Here is a 23,386-nt window from a genome sequence, read left to right as displayed (position 1 = left end):
CCGCGGCGAGCGTGCGGTCACTGCGAAAATCCGGCCGGATTTTCGCAGTCAGCGCACACTCGGCGACTCAGGCGACGCGCAACGCCGACGGGATCAACGGTTCGTCGAGCAGCCGGCCGAACCGCTCGGTCAACCCGACGTCCGCAGGGCGCGCGTCGAGCCACCCGCGCAGCAGCCGATACCCCTCCACATACGTGCTGGTGTACGCGCGCCAGAGCGGCGACGACAGGAACCGCAGCATCTGCCGCGCCCGGTCGTCGTCGACCAGCAGCCACCGCTTGAGGAACGCCACGACGTCGTCGACCGGGCGGTGTTCGTCGTGCAGCATGATCGCCGCGTCCTGCCGCACGTCGGCCAGCGCGGTCGTCGCCGCCGACACCGCCTCGGCGCGCGCGCCGTCGAACCGAAGCCCGAGGTCGGCGTAGATCTCGGCGGCCCAACTCCCCCACTCCGGTCCGATCGCCGCGTACAGCGCCAGGTCGGCGAGTCCTTCGGCCATCAGGCACTGCGGCGTGTTGACCAGGAAGATCGTCTGCTCGTTCTGTCCCTTGCCCGCCACCAGACCGGCCTCCTTGCGGCAGTGCTCGGTGTGATGACCCGGGTAGGACTCGTGGGCGACCAGCCGCGGCAGGTTGGCCATCTGCTGTTTGAGGTCGGCGTTCACCGCGACCGTCGAGCGGTAGTTCCCCAGGTAGTAGTTGAACCCCGACCACGGTTTGTCGGTGACGACCTCGTAGGTGATGGTCTCGGAGTCGGGCAGCGGATACGTCGCCCGCACCCGGTCGCGCAACGCGCTGGAGAACGCGTGGATGCACTCTTCGAGCCGCTCGGGCGGGATCTCGTCGCCGGTGCGGTGCGCCTGGATCCGGTCGGCCAACGGCCCGGTGCCGCCGAGCGCCTCGTCGAGTGCGACGTGCGCCTGCCGGTAGGCCTCCGGATCGCCCTTGGCGATCCGCACGTCGAAGTAGGCCTCGACCTCGTCGACGAATCCGACGTCCTCGCCGGCGAATTTGCGGCCCGCCAGCGCCAGCGCCCGCAGGTGCGCGGCGAGGTAGTCGGCGCGGGCCTCGTCGAACCCTCCGGTGCGCGGGGTGTCGGGCAGCGCCGCCAGCAGCCGCTCGGCCCGACGGGCCAGCTCGGCGGGGTCCGGCGCGGGCTCGTCGGCCACCGCGCGCCGCAGCGCGGGGTCGCCCGTGAAAGAGTCGACGTAGCCGTCCTCGACGCGGTCGAAGCGCAGACCGAGAAGCAGATATTCGCGGATCAGGGTGTCGGGCTCCATACCCGCCACGCTAATCGGGTCGCCCCAGCCGTTCACCCCGGAGCCCGTGCTGCAAGACTGAACCCATGGCGCGGCTGAGCGAACCGAGCCCCTACGTCGAGTTCGACCGCACCCAGTGGCGTGCGCTGCGGATGTCGACGCCGCTCAAGCTGACCGAGGACGAGCTGAAGAAGCTGCGAGGTCTCGGCGAGAAGCTCGACCTCCTCGAGGTCGAAGAGGTCTACCTCCCGCTGGCCCGGCTGATCCATCTGCAGGTGGCCGCGCGGCAGCGGTTGTTCGCCGCCACGTCGGAGTTTCTCGGCGAACCGCAGCAGAACCCGGACCGGCCGGTGCCGTTCATCATCGGCGTCGCCGGCAGCGTGGCCGTCGGCAAATCCACCACCGCCCGTGTGCTGCAGGCGCTGCTGGCCCGCTGGGGCAACCACGCCCGCGTCGACCTGGTCACCACGGACGGCTTCCTGTACCCCAACGCCGAGTTGGCCCGCCGGAACATCATGCACCGCAAGGGTTTCCCGGAGAGCTACGACCGCAGGGCGCTGATGCGGTTCGTCACCGCGGTGAAGTCCGGCGCCGACTACGCGTGCGCCCCGGTCTACTCACACCTGCTCTACGACATCGTGCCCGGCGAGAAGCAGGTGATCCGGCATCCCGACATCCTCATCCTCGAGGGTCTCAACGTGCTGCAGACCGGGCCGGCGCTGATGGTGTCGGACCTGTTCGACTTCTCGGTCTACGTCGACGCCCGCCTCGAGGACATCGAGGGCTGGTACATCTCCCGGTTCCTGACGATGCGGTCGACGGCGTTCGCCGACCCGGCGTCGCACTTCCACCACTACGCCACGCTGACCGACGAGCAGGCCGTGTTCGCCGCCCGCGACATCTGGCATTCGATCAACCGGCCGAACCTCATCGAGAACATCCTGCCGACCCGCCCGCGGGCGACGCTGGTGCTGCGCAAGGACGCCGACCACGCCATCAACCGCCTGCGCCTGCGCAAGCTCTAGAGCCGGCGCCAGCCCACGTACTGCAACTCGGCGAACACCGCGGTGTAGACGCCGGTGGCCAGCGTGAGCACCACGCCGACGGTCGTCATGGACCACACGTCGGTGACGACCACGACGACCGCGGCGACGGTGTAGGCCAGGTTGGCCGCGATCACCGCGAGGCCGGCCCGGCGCAGCGACGGCAGTGTCGACAACCCGAACACCACGAGCCCGTAGCCGATGAAGAACGCGGCCAGTGAGTACTCGATGGTCGTGGTCGTGCCGGACCATTCGGCCATTCTCCCGGCCAGCGGGAGCGCGGCGACGCCGGCGAGTCCGGTCAGCACGGCGTCGGCGCGCATGGCCAGGCGCAGCAGGCGGTCCCGGGTGGTGGTGGGGGCGGTGGCGGTCATCTCTTCTCCTTCGGTGGTGGATCACTCGAGAACTCTGGGCCGGATGCGGGGCGTCACGCCCAACGTCGAAACGGCGGCGCCCCGCACCGGCAGGAGGGAGTCACGCCAGACGGCGCACTCCGAGGTACTGCAGATAGGCGAAGGCCAGCGTCACCACCGCGAACGTGACGGTCATGACGACGCCCGCGGGTGTGAGCGGCAACCAGCCCCCGACGAGCACCACTGCGACGGCGACGGCGAAGCCGACATTGCCTGCCAGCACGCCGGCTCCCACGCGCCGCACGTCGGGCGCGGCGGCCAGGACGTAGAGCAGGGCGCCGTAGCCGACAAGCAGTGCGCCGCCGATCCATTCGGCCGTCGCCGACAACCCGGAGAACCGCGACAGCGGATCGGCGGCCATCGCGACGAACAGTCCCAGTGCCGCGCACAGTGTCGCGTCGGCACGCAGCGCGAAGCGCAGCAGCGAGTCGGTGGAATCGGACAGCGGGCGGGTGACGACGGAGGTGTGGGTGGCGGTCATGTCGGCTCCTCGGCGGTGAGGTCTCCGGTGAATCTCCTGACACCACCGATGCTGCGAGAAGGGCACTGCCAGATCGACACCGAACACTGCCGACTACTGCCATCCGCAGGTCAGCGGGTTGCCGTCAGTCGCGAGCGCTGACCAGATCGCTGCGCAGGTCGGCGGCGATCACCTTCGCCGCGGCCGTCTGCCAGTTGTGCAGTGACCGCTGCGGCACCTCGGTGACGAACCACTGCCACGCCCGCCGCGCGACGGGGTCCAGGCCCGCGGGCGTCGCGTTCTGGGCGTACGCCCGCACCCCGGCCACGTACGGGAAGTACAGCGAGTTGTAGTGCCGCCACTGCTCGGTGGTGCCGAAGTCCGCGCCGTCGCGCGGTTTGAGCCGGGCGATGCGGTCGGCGAGCAGCGCCCGCAGTTCGTTGGCCCGCTCCAGCGGCTGATCGGGCGCACCGCGCGCGGCCAGCCGATCGTCGATGACCGGTAACGCCGTCAACGGGTTGGCCATCAGTTTGGCGAGGTCGCCGTAGTGCCCGAGCGCGCGACGGGTCAACCGGGCGAAGGTCTCGTCGTCGACGTCGGCCAACGGGTTCGCCGCACGCCGCGGCAGCGCCGCCTCGGTGCGGCGCAGCGCGGCCCGGTCGGCGCGCAGGTCCGGGGAGCGCGCAAACGCCAGCCGGTCGAGCACCCCGGCCAGCGGATCGGCGAGCACGTTGATCGCGATCGCCAGCGCGAGGCTGGTGAACAGCAACACCACCAGCGCGGTGCCGCGGCCCGCGAACACCATGCCGACGAGCACCTGACCGCCGAACAGCAGCGCGACCGCCGCCGTCGCGACGAGAGACCGGCGCATGTCGGCCCGCAGCGCCTGCCCCTCGTCGAACGCATCCCAGATCGCCACCGCCACCCCGAGCAGCGCGACGTCGAAACCCGTCGACGCCAGTGCGAGCCAGCTCGGGACGAGGCCGAGCGGGATCACCAGGATCGCGTTGCCCAGTGCGAAGAACAGGGTCGCGATGACCAGGAACCCCACCACCGGAACGGGTTTCACACCGCGGCGCACCGCAAGCACCATCGCGGCGAGCGCGGACACCGAGACCGCGGCGAACATCACCCAGTGCCCGGGCCGCAGCGGACCCTCGACGCTGCCGGCCATCGCGGCGCCGGCCAATGCCACCACCGCGACGCAGGCGACGGCGATCAGCTCACCGGCCCGCCCGCGCGCGGTGTCCGGCGAACGTGACAACTCGAGCAGCACCGCGAACCACGCGACGCCCGGTACGACGACGAGGTAGATCTCGACCCGGCCGAGCACGTCGGCGCCGCTGACCACGCGCACGGCGTCGAGAGCCACCACGACGGCGAACCCGGTCAATCCGAGCGCCGCCGACACCAGGACGGGCTTACGCGGGTTGCGCGCGAGCAGATACAGACCCAACCACCAGCTCAGCGCGAAGACCACGGCGGACAGCGCAGCCATGGCACAAGTGTGGCACGCGTCTCAGACGCCGTAGCGACGATCCCGGCGCGTGTAGTCGCGCAGCGCGCGCAGGAAGTCCACCCGCCGGAACGCGGGCCAGTACGCCTCGGTGAACCACATCTCGGAGTAGGCGCTCTGCCACAGCAGGAACCCCGACAGGCGCTGCTCGCCGGAGGTCCGGATCACCAGGTCCGGATCGGGCTGGCCCGAGGTGTAGAGGTTCTCGGAGATCGCCTCGGCGGTGACGGCCTCGACCAACTGGTCCCCGGCGACGCCGTCGGCCAGGTTCTTGCTGAGCAGGGCTCGCACGGCGTCGACGATCTCCTGCCGACCGCCGTAGGCGACGGCGACGTTCACGTGCAGGTACCCGGCGGTCGCCTCCGTCTGAGTCGATTCGACGGCGTCGCGCAGCCGTCGCGCCGGTTCCTCGCCGAGCAGCGAGAGATCTCCGACGGTGCGCACGCTCCACCGGTTGGCCGGTGCGCAGATCTCCTCGACGACACCGGTGATGATCTCGAGGAGCTCGGCGAGTTCGTCGGGGTCGCGCCGGAGGTTCTCGGTCGAGAGCAGATAGACCGTGGCCATCTCGATGCCCGCGGCCTGACACCAGCGCAGCATCTCGGCGATCTTCGCCGCGCCGACGCGATAGCCGTAACTGACGTCGTCGTGACCGGCGTCACGCGCCCAGCGGCGGTTGCCGTCGCAGAGCACCGCAACATGGCGCGGCAGTTGTGATTTGGACCGCATCAGCTCCTGACGCAACCGCATCTCATAGAGCCGGTAGGCAGGCTCCTTGAGACCGCGGGGAATGATGTCCATGGGTATCCAGACTACTGTGGCGGCCGAGTGCCCCAACCGATTGACGGAGGTGACATGACGACCCCGTCCACGCCGATCGACGCCGGCAAGCCGAGTTCGGCGGGCGAGCCCGAGGACTTCCCCGAGGCGGTCGCCGAACGGGTGGCGCAGTTCATCGGCAAGCCACGCGCCCGCGGCTGGATCCACGTCTACTCCGCGATCGTCGCGGTGATCTGCGGGGCGACGCTGGTGTCGGTGTCATGGGCGGTCGTGTCGACCCGCGCGGGCATCGCGACGCTGATCTACACGCTGACGATCGTCGCGATGTTCGCCGTCAGCGGGACCTACCACCGGGTGAACTGGCGATCGCCGGTGGCGCGCAAGTGGATGAAACGCGCCGACCATTCGATGATCTTCATCTTCATCGCGGGCAGCTACACCCCGTTCGCCCTGCTGGCCCTGCCGGAGGGCAAGGGCATGGTGCTGTTCTGGATCGTCTGGGGCGGTGCGCTGGCCGGCGTGCTGCTCAAGATGTTCTGGCCGTCGGCCCCGGCGTGGGTCGGTGTGCCGCTGTACCTGTTGCTCGGCTGGGTGGCGGCGTGGTTCATCGGCCCGATCATGGACGGGGCGGGCGTCGCCGCGGTGGTGCTGCTGATCGTCGGCGGCGCGCTGTACAGCATCGGCGGGGTGCTCTACGGCCTGAAGTGGCCGAATCCCTGGCCGGCGACCTTTGGCCACCACGAGTTCTTCCACGCCTGTACCGCCGTGGCGGCGATCTGCCACTACATCGCGATGTGGTTCGCGGTCTTCTCCGGCTGAGCGATTCCGGCGCGCTCACGTACGCCAGGCGTCGATCACCGCGCCGAAATCACAGCTGGGTGATGTTGTCCGGACCCCAGTAGGCCTTCATCGAGGCGATCTGCCCGTCCCCGGTGAACGTCATGATCTCGATCGGTTCGATGCGCATGGCGCCGCCGACGGTGATCGCGAACAGGAACGCCGCCTCGTTGCCGCCGGCGCGGATCGTCAACAGCTCCGTGCTGATCTCGGTTCCGTCCATGTTCTTGTAGAACCCGGCGATGGCCTGCCGTCCGATGTGCACCTCGCCCCCGCCGACGGGATCCTCGAGCGTGGCGTCCTCGGCGTACAGCGCGGCGACGTCGTCGGCGGTGCCGGAGGCGACGGTGTCGAGGTAACGCTGAACCAGGGCTTTGGGGTCGACGGCCATGTGCCGCAGGCTACACCGTGACAGCCCGTGCGCGCCCCGTCACCCGTTCACCCGCAGTCCGTACATGTAGGTGGTGAGGTACTCCTCGACGACCGGGGTACGGATCTCGCGGTCCTCGGGCAGTGTGATCAGCAGGGCGTACAGGCCGACCAGGAACGACACCCCGTTGTTGAGGACGTCGACGCCGGCCGGGATCTCACCGCGGTCACGGGCACGGCCCAGTTCCTCGACGACGGCGAAGACGACGGGATGGTCGGTCGACTCCTCCGACGGCGGACGCGTGGTGGAGAAGTGCAACGCCAGGAAGTCCTTGAACAACCGACTGCCCAGCCGGTTCTCGAGGAGGTCGAGCAGTTCGACCATCTTGGCCAGCGTGGCCCGCACATCGTGTGGTTCGGCGAAGAAGCGGCCCAGTTCGGCGGCCATGCGCTCTTCCTCACGGCGCTCCAACTCCAGCAACACGTGTTCCTTGGTCGGGAAGTGGAAGAAGAACGTCCCGTGCGCGACACCGGCCGCCGCGACGACCGCGCCGATGTCGGCGCCGGCGATTCCGCCGCGCTTGAATTCGGCGATCGCCGCGCCCAGTAGCCGCTCCCGGGTCTGGGCGCCCTTCCTGCCGCGCTCCGGCGGCGTCCGCTTCAGCAATTCCGATCCGCTCTGCCGTGGTGACGCTGCAGCGATCGTACGGGAGCGGGCCGAAAACTGACTGAAATCAAAAATGTTCTTCCCCACCACGCGGTCGACCGCTACGGTGAACGCAACGGTAAGAGCATGTACGCCTCGGTCATTCGCAGAACAGCAGGAACGGCGACTGATCCGGCGTGCGGGCGGTCAGCGCGCTCAGCCAGCTGACTCGAGTCATGTGGAGGTCGACGGGTGCAGATCCTCGAGCAGGTCCAGGACCTGCCGAAGGCCGGGAAGATCAAGGCGCAGTGGGTCTGCCTGTGGACGGGGCCGGCGGTCGGCGCGGTGTTGCTGCTCGCGCTGCTGGCCTTCCCCGGTTTCCGGCCGCCGATGTCGCCCACCATGAACGCCGAGCAGGTCGCCGCGTTCTACACCGACCACACCGCGTGGATCCGCCTGAGCCAGGTGACGTTCAACCTGTGCGGAATCATGGTGCTGCCGTTCTTCATGGTCATCGTCATGCAGATGAAGCGGATGCGGACGCAGACGGGCGTGTTCGCCTACTGCTACCTCACCGCCGTCGTCAGCGGCGCAACGACTTTCGCGCTGTCGAACATCTTCTTTCTGGTGGCGGCCTTCCGGCCGGACCGCGATCCGGCACTGGTCATGGTGCTCAACGACCTGGCGTGGATCGTGTTCATCGCGCCGGTCGGGATGGTGGTCACCCAGTTCGCGCTGCTGGCACTCGCGGTGTATTTCGACGACGGACCCGATCCGGTGTTCCCCCGTTGGGTCGGCCACTACTCGCTCGCGACCGGGCTGGCGATGATTCCGGCCGCGGGGGCCGCGGTGTTCCACACCGGTCCCCTCGCGTGGGACGGGATCCTGTCGTTCTGGGTGCGCAACGGCGCGTTCGCGGTGTTCGTCATCGTCATGTTCTTCGTGCTGCGCACCGCGGTGCTGCGCGAGGCGCGTGACGAGGGCGTCCTGCGATGAGCGTGCTCGCACCCGCGGAACGCCTCCGGACCGCGGGCCGGGTACCCCCCGGCAGGCGCGATGTGCGCTGGGTCTGCTGGTTCTTCCCGGTGTGGTACGCGGTGTTCGGGGTGATCATCTGCATCCTGGCCCGGGTGACCCCACCGCCCCGGCCCGATGTCAGCGCCGAGGACAAGGTGGCGTTCTTCGTCGCCAACAGTGCGACCATCCAGATCGGTTTCACCGTGCTGCTGGTGCTGCTCGGTGGCGCCGCGGTGACCAACGGCCTGGTCGGCTACCACATGTCGCGGATGTCGACGGGGCCGATCTTCGCCTACGGCTACATCGGCGGTATGGGAGTCGGCGCACTGCCCGGCTTCCTGCTTGTCGCGGTCTGTTTCCTCACCGCCACCTTCCGCACCGACCGCGATCCGAAGATCGTCAGCCTGCTCTACGACCTCGGAATGCTGTCGTACAACGGGTCGCTGGGCTGCTTCTCGGCGGCCTACCTGGTGTTCGCGATCGCGATCCTCTACGACAAGAACGACATCTTCCCGAAATGGTTCGCCTACGTGAGTATCTGGCAGATCGTCACCGAGGTGATCGCCACGCAGATGTTCGTCGCACAGTCGGGCCCGTTCGCCTGGAACGGATCGCTGGCCTTCTGGTGGTCGGTCGTCGTGTTCAGCCTGTGGCTCGGGGCGCTGATCATGTTGCTGCGCAAGGCCACTGCCCGTGAACTCACCGACGGTCCCGCGCCGGCGGAGGTGGCGGCGTCGTGACGCAGACGGCATCGGCCGGCGTCGATCGCGAGAGCGACGGCCACCTGCCCGGCGACGGGCACATGTGGGTGATGGTGCTGGGCGATCTGATCATCTTCGCCGGGTACTTCGTCGTCTTCATGGTCTACCGCGCGATGAACCCCGAGGAGTTCCTGCGCGCGCAGCAGCACCTCGACATCGACATCGGCGTACTCAACACCGTTGTGCTCCTGACCAGTTCGTTGTTCGTCGCGCGCAGCGTGCTCGCCGCGCGGACGGGCAGGCACCAGCGCGCGATCACCCTGCTCTACGCGGGAGGCTTCGCCGGACTGCTGTTCGTGGTCTTCAAGGGCTATGAGTGGTACGTCAAGATCGCGGCGGGGCAGACGAACTCGCAGATGTTCTACGCCTTCTACTACGTGCTGACCGGTGTGCACCTGGTGCACGTGCTGATCGGGCTGATCGTGCTCGGAGTGCTGGTGCGCGAACTACGGAACCCCGGGCGGCGCAGGACGTCGGTGGTCGAATCCGGTGCCGTGTACTGGCACATGGTCGACCTGCTCTGGGTGATCATCTTCGGCCTGCTCTACGTGATGAGGTGACCGTGACCGATACCGCGGGGGCCGATCCCCACACGACCGGCCGGGCGTTGACGTGGGCGTGGGCCGTCCTGACCGCCATCACGGTGGGGTCGTGGTGGTTGGCGCCCGCCCACTTCACCGACACCGTGGCCGCGAGCACGCCGATCACGGCGCTGGTCCTGGTGTTGACCTTCGTCAAATCCCGTCTGATCGTCAGGTACTTCATGGAGGTTCGCACCGCGCCGCGTTGGCTCAAGCGGGCCTGTGACTGCTGGCTGGCGGCGCTGTTCGCGACGGTCTTCGTGATCTATCTCGTGTGAGCGGCCGTGAGCGCGGCGGCCAACTCCGCTTCGGTCGTCACCGGCAGGTCGCACACCCGGCCGCGGCACACGTACGCCGCGTCGGCGCCGTGAACGCGGTCGCGGTCGGTCAGCAGTTCCGAGGACCCCGCGGGGCCGCCCACGACGATCGCCCCGCCCGGCGCGAGTAGCCGTGCGGTGTGCAGCAATTCGGACTGCGCCGGATCGCAGGCCACCGCGATCTGAATGGGTCCGCGGACCGCAGCCTCGGCCACCGCGAGCCAGTGCCCGCCGGACCGCGGCGCCCGTTCGAGGATCAGCGCCGCGGTGGCCAGCGTGGCGTCCGCGGCCGCCGCGTAACGCCCGGCGCGGTCGAACGGCGCCAGATGCGCGGCCAGTTGCAGCGCCTCCGCGATCAGCGAGGCACCTGACGGCGTCGCGCCGTCGAACGGATCGGCGGGGCGCAGGACCAGGGCTTCGGCGTCGTCGGCGGTATCGAACCAGGAGCCATCGCGTTGCGGATCGGCGAAGTGCTCGAGCGCGACGTCGACCAGGCCCAGGCCCGCCTCCAGCCACTGCGCTTCGCCGGTCGCCTGGTGAATGGCGAACAACCCGGTGGCCAGCGCGGCGTGGTCCTCGAGGATCGCCGCGCTCTCCCCCACCCGGCCGCCGAGGCTGGCGCGGCGCAACCGGCCGCCGACGAGATGCAGACCGAGGACAGCGCGTGCGCATTCCGTTGCCGCGCTGAGCAATTCGGGCTGGCCGAGTGCGACCGCGGCCTCGACCAGCGCGGTGATCGCCAGCCCGTTCCACGCGGTGACGACCTTGTCGTCACGACCGGGCTGCGGCCGGGTCGATCGCGCGGCCCGCAGCGCCGCGCGCACGCGCTCGAAGCGGGCCGGGTCGTCGGGGTTTGCCGTCAACTGCAGCACCGAGGTGCCGTGTTCGAACGTGCCCGCGTCGGTGACACCGAAGACCCGTGCCGCCCAGCGCGCGTCCTCGTCGCCGAGCACCTCGCGCAACTGGGCGGGCGTCCACGCGTAGGTGAGGCCCTCGACGCCGTCGGCGTCGGCGTCGAGCGACGAGGTGAACATCGCGTCGGCGCCCAGGTCGTCGATGAGGAACCGGGCCGTCTCCCCGGCCACCCGGCGCGCGAGCGGATCGCCGGTGCGGCGCGCCCAGTGCGCATACGCGCGCAGCAGCAGCGCGTTGTCGTAGAGCATCTTCTCGAAGTGCGGCACCACCCATTCGGCGTCGACGCTGTACCGCGCGAAGCCCCCGGCGAGCTGGTCGTAGATGCCGCCGCGGGCCATCGCCGCCGCGGTGCGTTCGACGGTGTCGAGCGACTCCGGCGACCCGGTGCGCTCGTGGTGGCGCAGCAGCGCTTCCAGCAGCGCCGACGGCGGGAACTTCGGCGCGCCCCCGAATCCTCCGCGGGCGGTGTCCTCGTCCCGCAGCACGGCGGCGACGGCGGCGTCGCAGAGCCCGGGCTGCACCGGCGGCCCGCCACCGGGCAGTCCGCCCGCCATGTTCCGCAGCTCGCCGGTGATGCGGTCGGAGGCCTCCTCGACCTCGCCGCGACGCGCACGCCAGGTCTCGGCGACGGCGGCGAGCAATTGCAGGAAGTTCGGCTTCGGGTAGTAGGTGCCGCAGAAGAACGGCCGTCCGTCAGGGGTGAGGAAGCACGTCATCGGCCAACCCCCCTGACCGGTCAGCGCGACGGTGGCGTTCATGTACACCGCGTCCAGGTCGGGCCGCTCCTCACGGTCGACCTTGATGCACACGAAGTCCGCGTTCATCGCCGCCGCGACGTCGGCGTCCACGAACGATTCGTGGGCCATCACGTGACACCAGTGGCAGGCCGCGTAGCCGATCGACAGCAGGATCGGCACGTCGCGCTCGGCCGCCTCGGCCAGCGCCGCCGCAGTCCACTGGCGCCAGTGCACCGGGTTGTCGGCGTGCTGACGCAGGTAGGGGCTGGTGGCCCCGGCGAGCTCGTTAGCCCCCTGGCTCACGCGGGGGGTTCCCGTTCTCGGCCACGGTGCCGGGGTCGGCGCCGAGGTCGACGGTGCCGTCGTCGACGGCCTGATCGGGCTCGGGATGTTCGGGGTCGAACGACTCCGGCAGCCGCTTGAGGTGACGGTTCATCGACCACACCAGCAGGAAGACCGCGACCAGCAGCATGGCCACGATGAGCAGCCCGAACGGGCTGGCCTTACCGAAGTCGGGACCGGTCTCCCTGGGCTGCTCCTGGGCCAGCCATTCCGTCGCCAGCATCACGGTGTCGATCATCGGTCCACCTCGAGACCTTCGAAGAGGTCGGTCTCGGGCAGGCTGACCGGGACGCGGGAGCGCGCCAGTTCGAACTCCTCCGTCGGCCAGAGCCGTTCCTGCCATTCGATCGGCGCGGCGAAGAAGAAGCTGTTCGGATCGATCTGGGTGGCGTGCGCGCGCAGCGCATCGTCACGCTGCGGGAAGTACTTGGCGCACTCCACCCGGGTGGTCACCCGCTTGGCGAAGATGTCGCGGTCGGGGTTCCAGTGCTCGAGCCATTTGGCGAACGGCCCCTCGAGACCGTGCCTGGCGAACTCGTCCTGCAGGGTCTGCATCCGGTCCCGCAGGAAACCGTGGATGTAGTACAGCTTCGAGACCGTCCACGGTTCACCGGCGTCGGGGTACCGGCGGTAGTCGCCTGCCGCCTCGTACGCCGCCACCGAGACCTCGTGGCAGCGGATGTGATCCGGGTGCGGATACCCGCCCGTCTCGTCGTAGGTCGTCATGACGTGGGGCTTGAACTCCCTGATCACCCGCACCAGCGCTTCGGTGGACTCCTCCAACGGCGCCAGCGCGAAACACCCGTCGGGCAGCGGCGGCAGCGGATCGCCCTCGGGCAGGCCGGAGTCGACGAACCCGAGCCAGTGGTGTTCGACGCCGAGGATCTCGGCGGCCCTGGCCATCTCGTCACGCCGGATCTCGGCCATCCGGCCGTGCACCTCGGGGATGTCCATCGCGGGGTTCAGGATGTCGCCGCGCTCGCCGCCCGTCAGCGTCACCACCAAGACGCGGGCGCCGGCGTCGGCGTATTTGGCCATGGTGGCGGCACCCTTGCTCGACTCGTCGTCGGGGTGCGCATGCACCGCCATCAAGCGCAGTTCACTCATCTCATCTCATCTAACTACGGCGTCGTCGCGACTATGCCCCGGGCCGGTCCCCGGTCCGTTCACGGCCGGGCTCGTCCTCGAGGTCGCACCCGTTGCGCTCTATAGTCTCAGTCCTGACAGAGCCGGCCGACCGACGGGCACCCGAAACGCATGATCGAACGTCCCGCCGCCCGCTACGGGCGGCAGCGGGTCTCGCGCCGGACGCGACGGCTGGTGGTCGCCGTCCTGGCCGCGACCGTCGTGGTCGCCGGGGTGATCCTGGCGATCGTGGCCTCCCAGCGGTTCGGTACCCAGGACGTCGAGGGTGAGCTCGGCGCCTACCGGCTCATCGACGACAGGACCGTCGAGGTGACTGTCACCGTCACCCGGGAGGACCCGTCGCAACCCGCCGTCTGCATCGTGCGGGCCCGGTCCAAGGACGGCAGCGAGACCGGTCGCCGCGAGGTCCTGGTCCCGCCCGCGCAACAGGCAACAGTGCAGGTCACCACGGTGGTCGAATCAAGCAGGCCGCCGGTGATCGGCGACGTCTACGGGTGCGGGCTCGACGTGCCGCCCTACCTGGTGGCCCCGTAGCGCGGCCGTACGGCGAACAGCCGACAGCCAAATCGTGAACGGCCGCCGGCACGCCGGTGGTACCATCGACGGGTACACGGTTCCGGCTGGGGCCGTGTATTGCTGCATTTACACCCGTGTCGGGGAGGACACGAGCCGGGGGTGCAGTGATACACGCCACGTGCCCCCGGCCCTCGACCCCACAAGACTTCGTACGCGAACACAGCGCGAGACAACGACGACAGGAGCGCGAAGACATGACCGACACTCAGGTCACGTGGTTGACCCAGGAGTCATACGACCGGCTGAAGGCGGAGCTGGACCAGCTGATCGCCAACCGCCCCGTCATCGCCGCCGAGATCAACGACCGCCGCGAAGAGGGCGACCTGCGCGAGAACGGCGGCTACCACGCCGCCCGTGAGCAGCAGGGCCAGGAAGAGGCCCGCATCCGCCAGCTGCAGGAGCTGCTCAACAACGCCAAGGTCGGCGAAGCCCCCAAGCAGTCGGGCGTCGCGCTGCCCGGCTCGGTGGTGAAGGTCTACTACGACGGCGACGAGAAGGACACCGAGACGTTCCTGATCGGCACCCGCGAGCAGGCCGTCAACGACGGCAAGCTCGAGGTGTACTCCCCCGCGTCGCCGCTGGGCGCCGCGCTGATCGACGCCAAGGTCGGCGAGACCCGCACCTACACCGTCCCCAGCGGCAGCACCGTCGAGGTCACCCTCGTCAGCGCGGAGCCGTACCACTCCTGACGGTCCATGGCGCGCATCGCCGAAGACCTGTTACTGCTGCTGCTGGACAACGCGTCCGCCCAGCCGTGCCTGGACAAGCCTCGCCGTGAGCGGGTACTCGCCGCGGCGGTGCTGCTCGACCTCGCACACGCCTGCCTCATCCGACCCGCGGTCGACGGTGATCCCGCGCCGGCCGGCCGGCTCGTCGCGCTGACGCCTCGCGGCAGGCTCGACCCCGTCGCCGAACCGGCGTTCCGGCTGTTGCAGCGCCGTGCGCTGCGCCCGCCGTCGGCGATCGACAAACTGCGCAGGCACACCGAGGACGCGCTGCTCGCCCACCTGGAGGGCACCGGTCAGATCGGGCGCGTCGAACTCCCCGGTAAGCGGGTCGGCCACCACTACGCGTGGCCGGTGGCCAACCGCGACCGGGCGGCGCACTCCCGCTCCCAGGTGCTCTCGGCGCTGTTCGACCGCACCCCGCCCACCCCCTCCACCGCGGCGGTCATCACGCTGCTGCACGCGGTGGACGGACTGGGTGCGCTGCTCAGCCTCAACGACCGGGGCTGGCGGTGGGTGCACGGCCGGGCCGGCGAGATCTCACTCGGCAGTTGGGTCGACGAATCGCCGACGGGGCTGGCCGAGGTGAACCTCGCCGTCACCGCGGCGGCGATGCGCGCGGCGTTAACCTAGCGCCTGCTCCAGGTCGGCGATCAGATCGGCGCGATCCTCGATGCCGACCGACAACCGCACCAGGTCCTCGGGCACCTCGAGTTGGGAACCGGCGGTGGAGGCGTGCGTCATCGCACCCGGATGCTCGATCAGCGACTCCACCCCGCCGAGCGATTCGGCGAGGATGAAAATGCCTGTGCGGGCGCAGAAGTCGCGTGCGGCCTTCGGACCGCCGCGCAACCGCACCGACACCATGCCGCCGAATCCGCTCATCTGTTTGGCCGCCACATCATGGCCGGGATGGGAGGGCAGACCGGGGTAGAGCACGGAGTCGATGGCCGGGTGGCCGTCGAGGAATTCGGCGACCGCCGCGGCGTTCTCGCTGTGCCGCTGCATCCGCACCACCAGCGTCTTGAGCCCGCGCAGCGTGAGGTAGGCGTCGAACGGGCCGGGAACGGCGCCCGCTCCGTTCTGCAGGAAGGCGAACGCGGTGTCGAGTTCCTCGTCGTCGGTCAGCAGTGCGCCGCCGACGACGTCGGAGTGCCCGCCGATGTACTTCGTGGTGGAGTGCAACACGATGTCGGCACCCAGCGTCAACGGCTGCTGCAGCGCCGGTGAGGCGAACGTGTTGTCCACCAACACCTTCAGCCCCGCACCTGAGGCGATCTCGGCGATGCCCGCGATGTCGGCGATCGACAGCAGCGGATTGGTCGGCGTCTCGACCCACACCATGCGGGTCTGCGGTGTGATCGCCGCGCGAACCGCGTCGAGGTCCGACAACGCGACCGCGGTGTAGGTGATGCCCCACTGGGAGAACACCTTGTCGATCAACCGGAACGTGCCGCCGTAGGCGTCGTCCGGGATGACGAGGTGGTCACCCGGGCGCAGCACCGCGCGCAGCGCGCAGTCGGTCGCGGCCATCCCCGAGGCGAAGGCGCGGCCGTAGCCGGCCTCCTCCACCGCAGCCAGCGCCGACTCCAGCGACTGGCGCGTCGGGTTGCCGGTGCGGGCGTACTCGAAGCCACCTCGCAGCCCGCCGACGCCGTCCTGGGCGAAGGTGGAGCTGGCGTAGATGGGTGTGTTGACCGCACCGGTCCGGGGGTCGGGGGCATACCCGGCGTGGATGGCCTTGGTGGCGAGTCCGTGGGTGTCGCGCTGTTCAGTCATAACACCGTCGAGCCTATCGAAGCGCGGTGTAGACATGGGTTCATGACCGTACGTATCGACGATCTGCTCGACACCGACGCCATGCTCGCCCCGGAGGACCGCGAGCTGCGTCAGACCGTGCGCCGCTTCGGTGAGCAGCGCCTGCGGCCGCACGTCGGCGAGTGGTTCGAGGCCGGGGAGGTCCCGGTGCGCGAGCTGGCCTCGGAGTTCGGCAAGCTCGGCCTGCTCGGCATGCACCTGGAGGGGTACGGCTGCGGTGGTTCGACGGCCACCGCGTACGGGCTGGTGTGCCAGGAACTCGAGGCGGTCGACAGCGGCCTGCGCAGCATGGTCTCGGTACAGGGGTCGCTGGCGATGTTCGCCATCCACAAGCACGGCAGCGAAGAGCAGCGCGAGCAGTGGCTGCCCGCGATGGCCACCGGTGACGTGATCGGATGCTTCGGCCTCACCGAACCCGACTTCGGCTCGAACCCCGCGGGGATGCGCACGACCGCGCGCCGCGACGGTTCCGACTGGATCCTCAACGGCTCGAAGATGTGGATCACCAACGGTTCGCTCGCCGACGTCGCGGTGGTCTGGGCGCGGGCCGAGGAGGGCATCCTCGGGTTCGTCGTCCCGGCGGGCACCGAGGGCTTCTCGGGCCGGGAGATGAAACACAAGCTGTCGCTGCGCGCGTCGAACACCTCCGAGCTGATCCTCGACGACGTCCGGCTGCCCGCCGAGGCCCAACTGCCCGCGGCGCGCGGCCTGTCCGGACCGTTGGCGTGCCTGTCGGAGGCACGGTTCGGGATCGTGTTCGGCAGTGTCGGCGCGGCCAGGGACTGTCTGGAGACGACGCTGGACTACGTCGGCAGCCGCGAGGTGTTCGACAAGCCGCTGGCGGCGTACCAGCTGACCCAGGCCAAGATCGCCGACATGGCCGTCGAACTGGGCAAGGCGCAGTTACTCGCGCTGCATCTGGGCCGGCTCAAGGACGAGGGCCGCATCCGCGCGGACCAGGTCAGCTTCGGCAAGCTCAACAACGTGCGCGAGGCGCTGGCGATCGCGCGTCAGTGCCGAACACTGTTGGGCGCCAACGGGATCACGCTCGAGTACCCGGTGCTGCGGCACGCCAACAACCTGGAGTCGGTGTTGACCTACGAGGGCACCTCGGAGGTGCACCAGATGGTCATCGGGGAGGCGCTGACCGGTGTCAGCGCCTTCCGCGGATGACTGGGACTACAGCTGCTTGGGTGCGACCTGACCGCCGGTGAGGACGCGGTAGGTGTAGACGAGGACGAGCGTCGCGATGGGGGCGGCCACCAGCAGGCCGACACCGCACAAGAGCGCCCCGACGACCACGGTCGCGACCATCACCAGCCAGGCCAGGAAGACACTCCCGAAATGCGCCTTGCTGACGTTGAAGCTGGTCTTGACGGCCTCGAGCGGCGCGAGGCCGCGGTCGATCAGGCTGACCACCGTGAACATCAGCATGATGCTCGCGATCAGGCCCGGGATGACGCACAGCAGGAAGCCGACCGTGGTGATGACCCCGACGATGAGCCCCGCGACGATGACGCCGCCGATGTTGCGCGGGCGGAAGAAGGAGCCGATCGAGACCTCGCGCCCGTCGGCGATGTCGAGCATGCCGCCGAGGTAGGCGGACTGCACCGCGGCCGCGACCACGAGTGAGATCAGCCAGCCGATGAACGCGACGATGATCCCGGCCGGGCTGTCGATGGTGTAGGAGAACTCGACGCCGCTGCCGTCGGACATGTAGTTGGTGGAGTCACCCGGATCCACCGCCGCCGACAGCGTGTTGGTCAGCGCCTGGATCACGATGATGATGAGGCCGTAGGCCAGCGTGGCGACGATGAGCGGAACGGCGTTCTTGCCGAACTTGTTCCACGCCCACGAGAACGCGTCACCGACGCTGTAACCACCGGCCCCGAAGTTCGCCTGCGGGTAATTGCCCTGCGGCCCAACGGGATAGCCGGCCGGCGGGTAATTGCCCTGCGGCGGTGGCGGATACCCGCCCTGCGGCGGCGGGGGCGGTTGGTCGGTCATGGACGCTCTCCAATGTGCGGTCAGCGGGGAACGAGCGAGCTAACAGTACCGGAGATCATGATCAATGCAGGGTTTTCACCACAACGGCAGAAGGCATGCCCGAGTGTGCATCCCGCTAACGGCGGGCGCTGCCGTCCGACAGGAAGCCGAGCAGATCGTGGCGGGTGAGCACGCCGACCGGCTTGCCCTCCTCGACCACCATCAGCGCATCGCACTCACGCAGGGTCTTGGCCGCGGTGCTGACCAATTCGCCCGCGCCGATCAGCGGCATGGGCGGGCTCATGTGCTCGGCCACCGCATCGGCCAGCTTGGCGCGGCCCTCGAAGACCGCCGACAGCAGTTCGCGTTCGGAGACGCTGCCCGCGACCTCACCGGCCATCACGGGCGGTTCGGCGCCGACGACGGGCATCTGCGAGACGCCGTACTCGCGCAGGATGCCGATCGCGTCGCGCACGGTCTCCGACGGATGGGTGTGCACCAGGTCCGGTAGCGCACCGGACTTGCCGCGCAACACATCTCCGACGGTCGGCTGTTCGATGGACCCGTCGAGCCGGTTGCGCAGGAAGCCGTAGGACGACATCCACGAGTCGTTGAAGATCTTCGACAGGTAGCCGCGGCCGCCGTCGGGCAGCAACACCACCACCAGCGCGTCCGGGCCGGCCTTCTCGGCCACCTCGATCGCCGCGACCACGGCCATACCGCACGAGCCGCCCACCAGCAGCCCCTCCTCGCGGGCCAACCGTCGGGTCATGTCGAACGAGTCGGCGTCCGAGACCGCGATGATCTCGTCCGGCACCGCGGGGTCGTAGGCCGACGGCCAGAAGTCCTCGCCGACCCCCTCGACCAGATACGGCCGACCGGTGCCGCCGGAGTACACCGACCCCTCGGGGTCGGCGCCGATGACGCGCACCTTCCCGCCGGACACCTCCTTGAGGTACCGCCCGGCGCCGGTGATGGTGCCGCCGGTGCCCACGCCGGCCACGAAGTGGGTGACCTTGCCGTCGGTATCGCGCCAGATCTCCGGCCCGGTGGTCTCGTAGTGCGATTCCGGCCCCATCGGATTGGAGTACTGGTCGGGCTTCCACGCCCCCTCGATCTCGGTGACGAGGCGGTTGGAGACGCTGTAGTAGCTGTCCGGATCGTCCGGGGCCACCGCCGTCGGGCACACCACCACGTCCGCACCGTAGGCGCGCAGCACGTTGCGCTTGTCCTCGCTCACCTTGTCGGGGCAGACGAAGATGCACTTGTAGCCGCGCTGCTGGGCGACGAGCGCCAACCCGACGCCGGTGTTGCCCGACGTGGGTTCGACGATGGTGCCGCCCGGCTTGAGCTCACCGCTGGCCTCGGCGGCGTCGATCATCTTGACCGCGATGCGGTCCTTGGAGCTGCCGCCGGGGTTGAGGTACTCGATCTTGGCCGCGACCGTGCCCGCCCCCGCGGGGACAACAGAATTCAGCTGAACCAGAGGGGTGTTGCCGATGAGCTCACTGACGTGCTGGGCGATGCGCATGACTCCATCGTCCCAGGCCGGTCACGGCGCATCCAGGTGGCCTCCGGCACGTGCGTGTTACCAGGTGGCCTCTCGGATGTACTCGCCGATCTGACGCAGCGAGCGCTGGGCCTCCGACACCACCGGCGCCCCGAGTTGGAAGACGTGCATCTGACCCGGCCACACCCGCACCTCGACCGGCACCCCGGCGGCCGCCAGCAGCCGCGCCGCCTTCCTGGCGTCGCTGATGAGCACCTCGGAGCCGGAGACGTGGATGAGGGTCCGCGGGAGGCCGGGTTCGATGTGGTCGAGCGGTTCGTAGATCGGCTCCGGACGGCCGTCGACGAGGTGCTTTTCGGCGGCGTGCTCGATGAGCTCGACCAGGGCGTGGAACGCCCGCTGCGGGAACATCACGTCGCTGTGGACGTTCGGGTGGTCGGCGCGGGCCTCGTTGTCGAGCTCGAACAGCGGCGACATGGTCACCACCGCGGCGGGGGTCTCGTCCTCGAGCTGCAGGCGCTCGGCGAGCGCCAGCGACAGGTAGCCGCCCGCGGAGTCGCCGGCCAGCACGATCTGGTCGGGTTCGTAGCCCTTGCGGCGCAGCCACTGGTAGGCGTCGTAGCAGTCGTCGACGGCCTGACCCACCGAGTGCTTGGGGATCATCCGGTAGTTGACCACCAGCGCCGGGCTGTCAGCGAACTTCGACAGCGCCGTCACCAGGCGGCTGTGCGAGTTGACCCCGCAGGTCAGGAACGCCCCGCCGTGCAGGTAGAGAATGATGCTGCGTTTGCCGTCTGCGGGCAGTACGCCGGGCGCCCGCACCAGTTGGGCGGTGCAGTTCTGCAGCCCGATGGTGGCGCGGATCGTGCCGGGGACCGGCCGCAGGAGGCGGCAGGCGAAGTCGACGGCGCCCCATGGCCAGGGCATTTTGGGCGCGAGGCTACCGATCGTCAGCGTCGGCTTGATCGTCATCAGCGCTGCCAGCGCCATCACCCGGCCGGCGATGCTGGGCCCGTCCTCGATCACCTCCACCGGCGCACCGTCGCTGACCGGGAAGCGCCGTGGCCTGTGCGGCCTGCCCGCCCGCAGCCCAGCAAATGAAGAGCTCGGGACCCTGCTCGGTGCCGTCATCGCCATCACCTTCTACGCCGTTGTAGTGCCAGGTGCTCAGCTACTCAGTCCATCTCCGTAACTCAGCTTCGCACTTGTAACCGATATCACAATGGTTCAAACAATGTTCGTTCCGGGTTTGATACCGCACCGTGATCGCCGGCGCGGGATCGCCACGCGGACGGTCCCTAAACTGTTCGTTGTGCGCGCAACACGCGGTGCCCTGGCGGTGGCGGCCACGCTCGCATCGACTGGCTCCGCCTACATCGGGGTGCGCAACCTGTTGACCGGCCAGGCCGATCAGGCGCGCCAGGTCATCCCGAAGTCCTGGGACGTCCCACCGCGCGCCGACGGGGTCTACTCCCCCGGTGGCGGCCCCGTCGAGCGATGGCACCGCGGCGACCCGTTCGACCTGCACCTGATGGTCTTCGGCGACTCCACCGCGACCGGCTACGGATGCCGCACCGCCGACGAAGTGCCCGGGGTGCTCATCGCCCGCGGACTCGCCGAACAGTCCGGGAAGCGGATCCGGCTGAGCACCAAGGCGATCGTCGGCGCGACGTCCAAGGGGCTGGAAGGCCAGATCGACGCGATGTTCGTGGCGGGCCCACCGCCGGACGCCGCCGTCATCATGATCGGCGCGAACGACATCACCGCCCTCAACGGCATCCCGCAGTCGGCCCGCCGGCTGGGCAAGGCCGTTGCCCGCCTGCGGTCCAGCGGCGCGGTCGTCGTCGTCGGCACGTGTCCGGACTTCGGGGTGATCACCGCGATCCCGCAGCCCCTGCGCACGGTGGCCCGCACCCTGGGGCTGCGCCTGGCGCGGGCCCAGGCCTCGGCGGTGCGCGCCGAGGGCGGCGTGCCGGTGCCGTTCTCCGACCTGCTCGCGCCGCAGTTCTACCAGCAGCCGGATGTGCTGTTCTCCGAGGACATGTTCCATCCCTCGGCGGCGGGGTACGCGCTGGCCGCCAGCCAGCTGCTGCCCGCGCTGTGCGACGCGCTCGGCGAGCGGAGTCCCGAGGGCGCACCGGAGCAGGCACTGCGGACCCGCGCCGCCGACGTCAGCACGCTGCTGGCCAAAGTCGGTGGCGTCACCCGCCTGTGGCGCCGGACGACCGGGGTGCCCGCACCGGTCATCGCGCCCGCAGGCTAGCGTTTCGCTCAACAGCGATTGAGGAGCCGTCATGCCTGAAGCCGTCATCGTCTCGACCGCGCGTTCGCCGATCGGCCGCGCCAACAAGGGGTCGCTGGTCGACATGCGGCCCGACGACCTCGCCGCGCAGATGGTGCGCGCCGCGCTGGACAAGGTGCCCTCGCTCGACCCGCACGACATCGACGACCTGATCATGGGCTGCGGCCAGCCCGCGGGCGAGTCCGGTTTCAACATCGGCCGCGCGGTCGCCGTACAGCTCGGCTACGACTTCATGCCGGGCACCACCGTCAACCGGTACTGCTCGTCGTCGCTGCAGACGTCGCGGATGGCGTTCCACGCGATCAAGGCCGGAGAGGGCCATGCCTTCATCTCCGCGGGCGTCGAGACGGTGTCGCGCTTCGCGAAGGGCAACGCCGACGGCTGGCCCGACACCAAGAACCCGAAGTTCGCGGAGGCTCAGGAGCGGTCCAACCAGGGCGCGGCCGGCGGTGACGAGTGGCACGACCCGCGCGAGGACGGCAACCTGCCGGACGTCTACATCGCGATGGGCCAGACCGCCGAGAACGTCGCGTTGCACACGGGCATCAGCCGCGAGGACCAGGACCACTGGGGTGTGCGCTCGCAGAACCGCGCCGAGGAGGCCATCAACAGCGGCTTCTTCGAGCGCGAGATCTCGCCGGTGACGCTGCCGGACGGCACCGTCGTGTCGAAGGACGACGGTCCGCGCGCGGGCACGGTCTACGAGAAGATCAGCCAGCTCAAGCCGGTGTTCCGGCCGAACGGCACGGTGACCGCCGGTAACGCGTGCCCGCTCAACGACGGCGCCGCCGCGGTGGTCATCCTCTCCGACACCAAGGCGCGCGAACTCGGATTGACGCCGCTGGCGCGCATCGTCGCGACCGGTGTGTCGGGACTGTCGCCGGAGATCATGGGCCTCGGCCCGATCGAGGCGTCGAAGAAGGCGCTGGCCAACGCCGGGATGGGCATCGGCGACATCGACCTCTACGAGATCAACGAGGCGTTCGCCGTCCAGGTGCTGGGCTCCGCGCGGGCGCTGGGCATGGATGAGGACAAGCTGAACGTGTCCGGCGGCGCGATCGCGCTGGGGCATCCGTTCGGCATGACCGGCGCCCGCATCACCGCCACGCTGCTGAACAACCTGCAGACCCACGACAAGCAGTTCGGCCTGGAGACGATGTGCGTGGGCGGCGGCCAGGGTATGGCGATGATCATCGAGCGCCTGAGCTAGTTCCCTGCGTTGACTCTGCACACAGATCGCGAATCCCGGGGCGATTTCAAGCGGTGGATGCAACACCCTTCTTGATTGGAGTGTGTTGTGGGCGGTCATTTGGTGTTGCGGTCGCGGATGC

The 23,386-nt window shown here is 69.3% G+C and carries 26 protein-coding genes; 12 read left to right on the top strand and 14 right to left on the bottom strand.

Going from position 1 to position 23,386, the window contains the following annotated elements; translation table 11 throughout:
* Positions 1-67 precede the first annotated feature (67 nt).
* The gene (locus AU195_RS04405) at positions 68-1,279 is read right to left on the bottom strand and encodes a hypothetical protein (RefSeq protein ID WP_059157852.1); all 1,212 of its coding nucleotides are present in this window, start codon (positions 1,277-1,279) and stop codon (positions 68-70) included.
* Between the two features lie 65 nt (positions 1,280-1,344).
* Here AU195_RS04405 and coaA point away from each other — a divergent pair, with 65 nt between their 5' ends.
* On the top strand, positions 1,345-2,283 hold the full coding sequence (gene coaA / locus AU195_RS04400) for a type I pantothenate kinase (RefSeq protein WP_059157851.1): 939 nt from the start codon (positions 1,345-1,347) through the stop codon (positions 2,281-2,283).
* Here coaA and AU195_RS04395 read toward each other — a convergent pair.
* The 4 genes from AU195_RS04395 to AU195_RS04380 form a co-directional block, all read right to left on the bottom strand.
* Positions 2,280-2,675, bottom strand: coding sequence for a hypothetical protein (locus AU195_RS04395; RefSeq protein ID WP_059157850.1), 396 nt, complete (start codon positions 2,673-2,675; stop codon positions 2,280-2,282). The genes coaA and AU195_RS04395 overlap by 4 nt on opposite strands.
* Positions 2,676-2,775: 100 nt before the next feature.
* Complete coding sequence (locus AU195_RS04390; RefSeq protein ID WP_059157849.1) at positions 2,776-3,195, bottom strand: hypothetical protein; 420 nt, start codon at positions 3,193-3,195, stop codon at positions 2,776-2,778.
* Between the two features lie 124 nt (positions 3,196-3,319).
* Positions 3,320-4,672, bottom strand: a complete 1,353-nt coding sequence (locus AU195_RS04385) for a hypothetical protein (protein WP_059157848.1) — start codon at positions 4,670-4,672, stop codon at positions 3,320-3,322.
* A gap of 21 nt (positions 4,673-4,693) precedes the next feature.
* Entirely contained in the window at positions 4,694-5,491 is a 798-nt protein-coding gene (locus AU195_RS04380; protein ID WP_059157847.1) for a (2Z,6E)-farnesyl diphosphate synthase, read from the bottom strand.
* A gap of 54 nt (positions 5,492-5,545) precedes the next feature.
* Between AU195_RS04380 and trhA the strand changes: the two genes are divergently transcribed.
* Positions 5,546-6,289: a PAQR family membrane homeostasis protein TrhA gene (trhA, locus tag AU195_RS04375; RefSeq protein ID WP_059157846.1), complete on the top strand. Its 744-nt coding sequence runs from the start codon at positions 5,546-5,548 to the stop codon at positions 6,287-6,289.
* Positions 6,290-6,338: 49 nt separating this feature from the next.
* On the opposite strand, the gene AU195_RS04370 is transcribed toward trhA, so the two are convergent.
* Both AU195_RS04370 and AU195_RS04365 read right to left on the bottom strand, forming a co-directional pair.
* The gene (locus tag AU195_RS04370; protein WP_059157845.1) at positions 6,339-6,698 is read right to left on the bottom strand and encodes a nuclear transport factor 2 family protein; all 360 of its coding nucleotides are present in this window, start codon (positions 6,696-6,698) and stop codon (positions 6,339-6,341) included.
* A 39-nt stretch (positions 6,699-6,737) separates the two neighbouring features.
* A complete protein-coding gene (locus AU195_RS04365) occupies positions 6,738-7,343 on the bottom strand; it encodes a TetR family transcriptional regulator (protein WP_059157844.1) in 606 nt (201 codons plus the stop codon).
* 231 nt (positions 7,344-7,574) lie between these two features.
* Here AU195_RS04365 and AU195_RS04360 point away from each other — a divergent pair, with 231 nt between their 5' ends.
* The 4 genes from AU195_RS04360 to AU195_RS04345 all read left to right on the top strand — a co-directional run bounded on the left by AU195_RS04360 (position 7,575) and on the right by AU195_RS04345 (position 9,959).
* A complete protein-coding gene (locus AU195_RS04360; protein WP_059157843.1) occupies positions 7,575-8,318 on the top strand; it encodes a hypothetical protein in 744 nt (247 codons plus the stop codon).
* Positions 8,315-9,079, top strand: a complete 765-nt coding sequence (locus AU195_RS04355; RefSeq protein ID WP_059157842.1) for a hypothetical protein — start codon at positions 8,315-8,317, stop codon at positions 9,077-9,079. The genes AU195_RS04360 and AU195_RS04355 overlap by 4 nt, the downstream gene beginning before the upstream one ends.
* 62 nt (positions 9,080-9,141) lie before the next feature.
* Positions 9,142-9,660, top strand: a complete 519-nt coding sequence (locus AU195_RS04350) for a cytochrome c oxidase subunit 3 (protein WP_157531031.1) — start codon at positions 9,142-9,144, stop codon at positions 9,658-9,660.
* On the top strand, positions 9,657-9,959 hold the full coding sequence (locus AU195_RS04345; protein WP_059157840.1) for a cytochrome C oxidase subunit IV family protein: 303 nt from the start codon (positions 9,657-9,659) through the stop codon (positions 9,957-9,959). Before AU195_RS04350 ends, AU195_RS04345 begins: the two co-directional genes overlap by 4 nt.
* On the opposite strand, the gene AU195_RS04340 is transcribed toward AU195_RS04345, so the two are convergent.
* The 3 genes from AU195_RS04340 to mca are packed head-to-tail and all read right to left on the bottom strand — an operon-like array spanning position 9,947 to position 13,099.
* Complete coding sequence (locus AU195_RS04340; RefSeq protein ID WP_059157839.1) at positions 9,947-11,953, bottom strand: thioredoxin domain-containing protein; 2,007 nt, start codon at positions 11,951-11,953, stop codon at positions 9,947-9,949. The two genes, AU195_RS04345 and AU195_RS04340, sit on opposite strands and share 13 nt — an antisense overlap.
* The gene (locus AU195_RS04335) at positions 11,937-12,230 is read right to left on the bottom strand and encodes a hypothetical protein (protein ID WP_059157838.1); all 294 of its coding nucleotides are present in this window, start codon (positions 12,228-12,230) and stop codon (positions 11,937-11,939) included. The genes AU195_RS04340 and AU195_RS04335 overlap by 17 nt, the downstream gene beginning before the upstream one ends.
* On the bottom strand, positions 12,227-13,099 hold the full coding sequence (mca, locus tag AU195_RS04330; RefSeq protein ID WP_059157837.1) for a mycothiol conjugate amidase Mca: 873 nt from the start codon (positions 13,097-13,099) through the stop codon (positions 12,227-12,229). The genes AU195_RS04335 and mca overlap by 4 nt, the downstream gene beginning before the upstream one ends.
* A 150-nt stretch (positions 13,100-13,249) precedes the next feature.
* On the opposite strand from mca, the gene AU195_RS04325 reads away from it, so the two are divergent.
* From AU195_RS04325 to AU195_RS04315, 3 genes are all read left to right on the top strand, one after another.
* Positions 13,250-13,672 (top strand): DUF4307 domain-containing protein, encoded by a 423-nt coding sequence (locus AU195_RS04325; RefSeq protein ID WP_059157836.1) that lies wholly within the window; start codon positions 13,250-13,252, stop codon positions 13,670-13,672.
* Between the two features lie 236 nt (positions 13,673-13,908).
* The gene (gene greA / locus AU195_RS04320; protein ID WP_011561522.1) at positions 13,909-14,403 is read left to right on the top strand and encodes a transcription elongation factor GreA; all 495 of its coding nucleotides are present in this window, start codon (positions 13,909-13,911) and stop codon (positions 14,401-14,403) included.
* A 6-nt stretch (positions 14,404-14,409) separates the two neighbouring features.
* On the top strand, positions 14,410-15,072 hold the full coding sequence (locus tag AU195_RS04315) for a GOLPH3/VPS74 family protein (RefSeq protein WP_059157835.1): 663 nt from the start codon (positions 14,410-14,412) through the stop codon (positions 15,070-15,072).
* Here the strand turns inward: AU195_RS04315 and AU195_RS04310 are convergent.
* A complete protein-coding gene (locus tag AU195_RS04310; RefSeq protein WP_059157834.1) occupies positions 15,064-16,218 on the bottom strand; it encodes a cystathionine gamma-synthase in 1,155 nt (384 codons plus the stop codon). The genes AU195_RS04315 and AU195_RS04310 overlap by 9 nt on opposite strands.
* A gap of 42 nt (positions 16,219-16,260) precedes the next feature.
* On the opposite strand from AU195_RS04310, the gene AU195_RS04305 reads away from it, so the two are divergent.
* Entirely contained in the window at positions 16,261-17,430 is a 1,170-nt protein-coding gene (locus tag AU195_RS04305) for an acyl-CoA dehydrogenase family protein (protein WP_157531024.1), read from the top strand.
* A 6-nt stretch (positions 17,431-17,436) separates the two neighbouring features.
* On the opposite strand, the gene AU195_RS04300 is transcribed toward AU195_RS04305, so the two are convergent.
* The 3 genes from AU195_RS04300 to AU195_RS04290 all read right to left on the bottom strand — a co-directional run bounded on the left by AU195_RS04300 (position 17,437) and on the right by AU195_RS04290 (position 20,884).
* Positions 17,437-18,264, bottom strand: coding sequence for a DUF2189 domain-containing protein (locus AU195_RS04300; RefSeq protein WP_082702961.1), 828 nt, complete (start codon positions 18,262-18,264; stop codon positions 17,437-17,439).
* 115 nt (positions 18,265-18,379) lie between these two features.
* Entirely contained in the window at positions 18,380-19,774 is a 1,395-nt protein-coding gene (locus tag AU195_RS04295) for a cystathionine beta-synthase (protein ID WP_059157833.1), read from the bottom strand.
* A 57-nt stretch (positions 19,775-19,831) separates the two neighbouring features.
* Positions 19,832-20,884 (bottom strand): alpha/beta hydrolase, encoded by a 1,053-nt coding sequence (locus AU195_RS04290; RefSeq protein WP_059157922.1) that lies wholly within the window; start codon positions 20,882-20,884, stop codon positions 19,832-19,834.
* A 181-nt stretch (positions 20,885-21,065) separates the two neighbouring features.
* On the opposite strand from AU195_RS04290, the gene AU195_RS04285 reads away from it, so the two are divergent.
* Positions 21,066-22,016 (top strand): SGNH/GDSL hydrolase family protein, encoded by a 951-nt coding sequence (locus AU195_RS04285; protein WP_059157921.1) that lies wholly within the window; start codon positions 21,066-21,068, stop codon positions 22,014-22,016.
* A 31-nt stretch (positions 22,017-22,047) separates the two neighbouring features.
* Positions 22,048-23,265 (top strand): acetyl-CoA C-acetyltransferase, encoded by a 1,218-nt coding sequence (locus AU195_RS04280; protein ID WP_059157832.1) that lies wholly within the window; start codon positions 22,048-22,050, stop codon positions 23,263-23,265.
* Positions 23,266-23,386 lie beyond the last annotated feature (121 nt).

The organism is Mycobacterium sp. IS-1496, assembly GCF_001499995.1.
Classification (GTDB): Bacteria; Actinomycetota; Actinomycetes; order Mycobacteriales; family Mycobacteriaceae; genus Mycobacterium.
Note: the sequence above shows the minus strand (reverse complement) of the source record. Positions and strands in the feature narration are given on the sequence as shown.

Coding starts and splice junctions, on each gene's coding strand:
- AU195_RS04385 (WP_059157848.1), bottom strand. CDS start 4,672: ATGGCTGCGCTGTCCGCCGTGGTCTTCGCGCTGAGCTGGTGGTTGGGT.
- mca (WP_059157837.1), bottom strand. CDS start 13,099: ATGAGTGAACTGCGCTTGATGGCGGTGCATGCGCACCCCGACGACGAG.
- AU195_RS04355 (WP_059157842.1), top strand. CDS start 8,315: ATGAGCGTGCTCGCACCCGCGGAACGCCTCCGGACCGCGGGCCGGGTA.
- AU195_RS04300 (WP_082702961.1), bottom strand. CDS start 18,264: ATGACCGACCAACCGCCCCCGCCGCCGCAGGGCGGGTATCCGCCACCG.
- AU195_RS04305 (WP_157531024.1), top strand. CDS start 16,261: ATGACCGTACGTATCGACGATCTGCTCGACACCGACGCCATGCTCGCC.
- AU195_RS04380 (WP_059157847.1), bottom strand. CDS start 5,491: ATGGACATCATTCCCCGCGGTCTCAAGGAGCCTGCCTACCGGCTCTAT.
- coaA (WP_059157851.1), top strand. CDS start 1,345: ATGGCGCGGCTGAGCGAACCGAGCCCCTACGTCGAGTTCGACCGCACC.
- AU195_RS04290 (WP_059157922.1), bottom strand. CDS start 20,884: ATGACGGCACCGAGCAGGGTCCCGAGCTCTTCATTTGCTGGGCTGCGG.
- AU195_RS04295 (WP_059157833.1), bottom strand. CDS start 19,774: ATGCGCATCGCCCAGCACGTCAGTGAGCTCATCGGCAACACCCCTCTG.
- AU195_RS04390 (WP_059157849.1), bottom strand. CDS start 3,195: ATGACCGCCACCCACACCTCCGTCGTCACCCGCCCGCTGTCCGATTCC.
- AU195_RS04325 (WP_059157836.1), top strand. CDS start 13,250: ATGATCGAACGTCCCGCCGCCCGCTACGGGCGGCAGCGGGTCTCGCGC.
- trhA (WP_059157846.1), top strand. CDS start 5,546: ATGACGACCCCGTCCACGCCGATCGACGCCGGCAAGCCGAGTTCGGCG.
- AU195_RS04370 (WP_059157845.1), bottom strand. CDS start 6,698: ATGGCCGTCGACCCCAAAGCCCTGGTTCAGCGTTACCTCGACACCGTC.
- AU195_RS04350 (WP_157531031.1), top strand. CDS start 9,142: ATGTGGGTGATGGTGCTGGGCGATCTGATCATCTTCGCCGGGTACTTC.
- AU195_RS04280 (WP_059157832.1), top strand. CDS start 22,048: ATGCCTGAAGCCGTCATCGTCTCGACCGCGCGTTCGCCGATCGGCCGC.
- greA (WP_011561522.1), top strand. CDS start 13,909: ATGACCGACACTCAGGTCACGTGGTTGACCCAGGAGTCATACGACCGG.
- AU195_RS04395 (WP_059157850.1), bottom strand. CDS start 2,675: ATGACCGCCACCGCCCCCACCACCACCCGGGACCGCCTGCTGCGCCTG.
- AU195_RS04405 (WP_059157852.1), bottom strand. CDS start 1,279: ATGGAGCCCGACACCCTGATCCGCGAATATCTGCTTCTCGGTCTGCGC.
- AU195_RS04310 (WP_059157834.1), bottom strand. CDS start 16,218: ATGACTGAACAGCGCGACACCCACGGACTCGCCACCAAGGCCATCCAC.
- AU195_RS04315 (WP_059157835.1), top strand. CDS start 14,410: ATGGCGCGCATCGCCGAAGACCTGTTACTGCTGCTGCTGGACAACGCG.
- AU195_RS04335 (WP_059157838.1), bottom strand. CDS start 12,230: ATGATCGACACCGTGATGCTGGCGACGGAATGGCTGGCCCAGGAGCAG.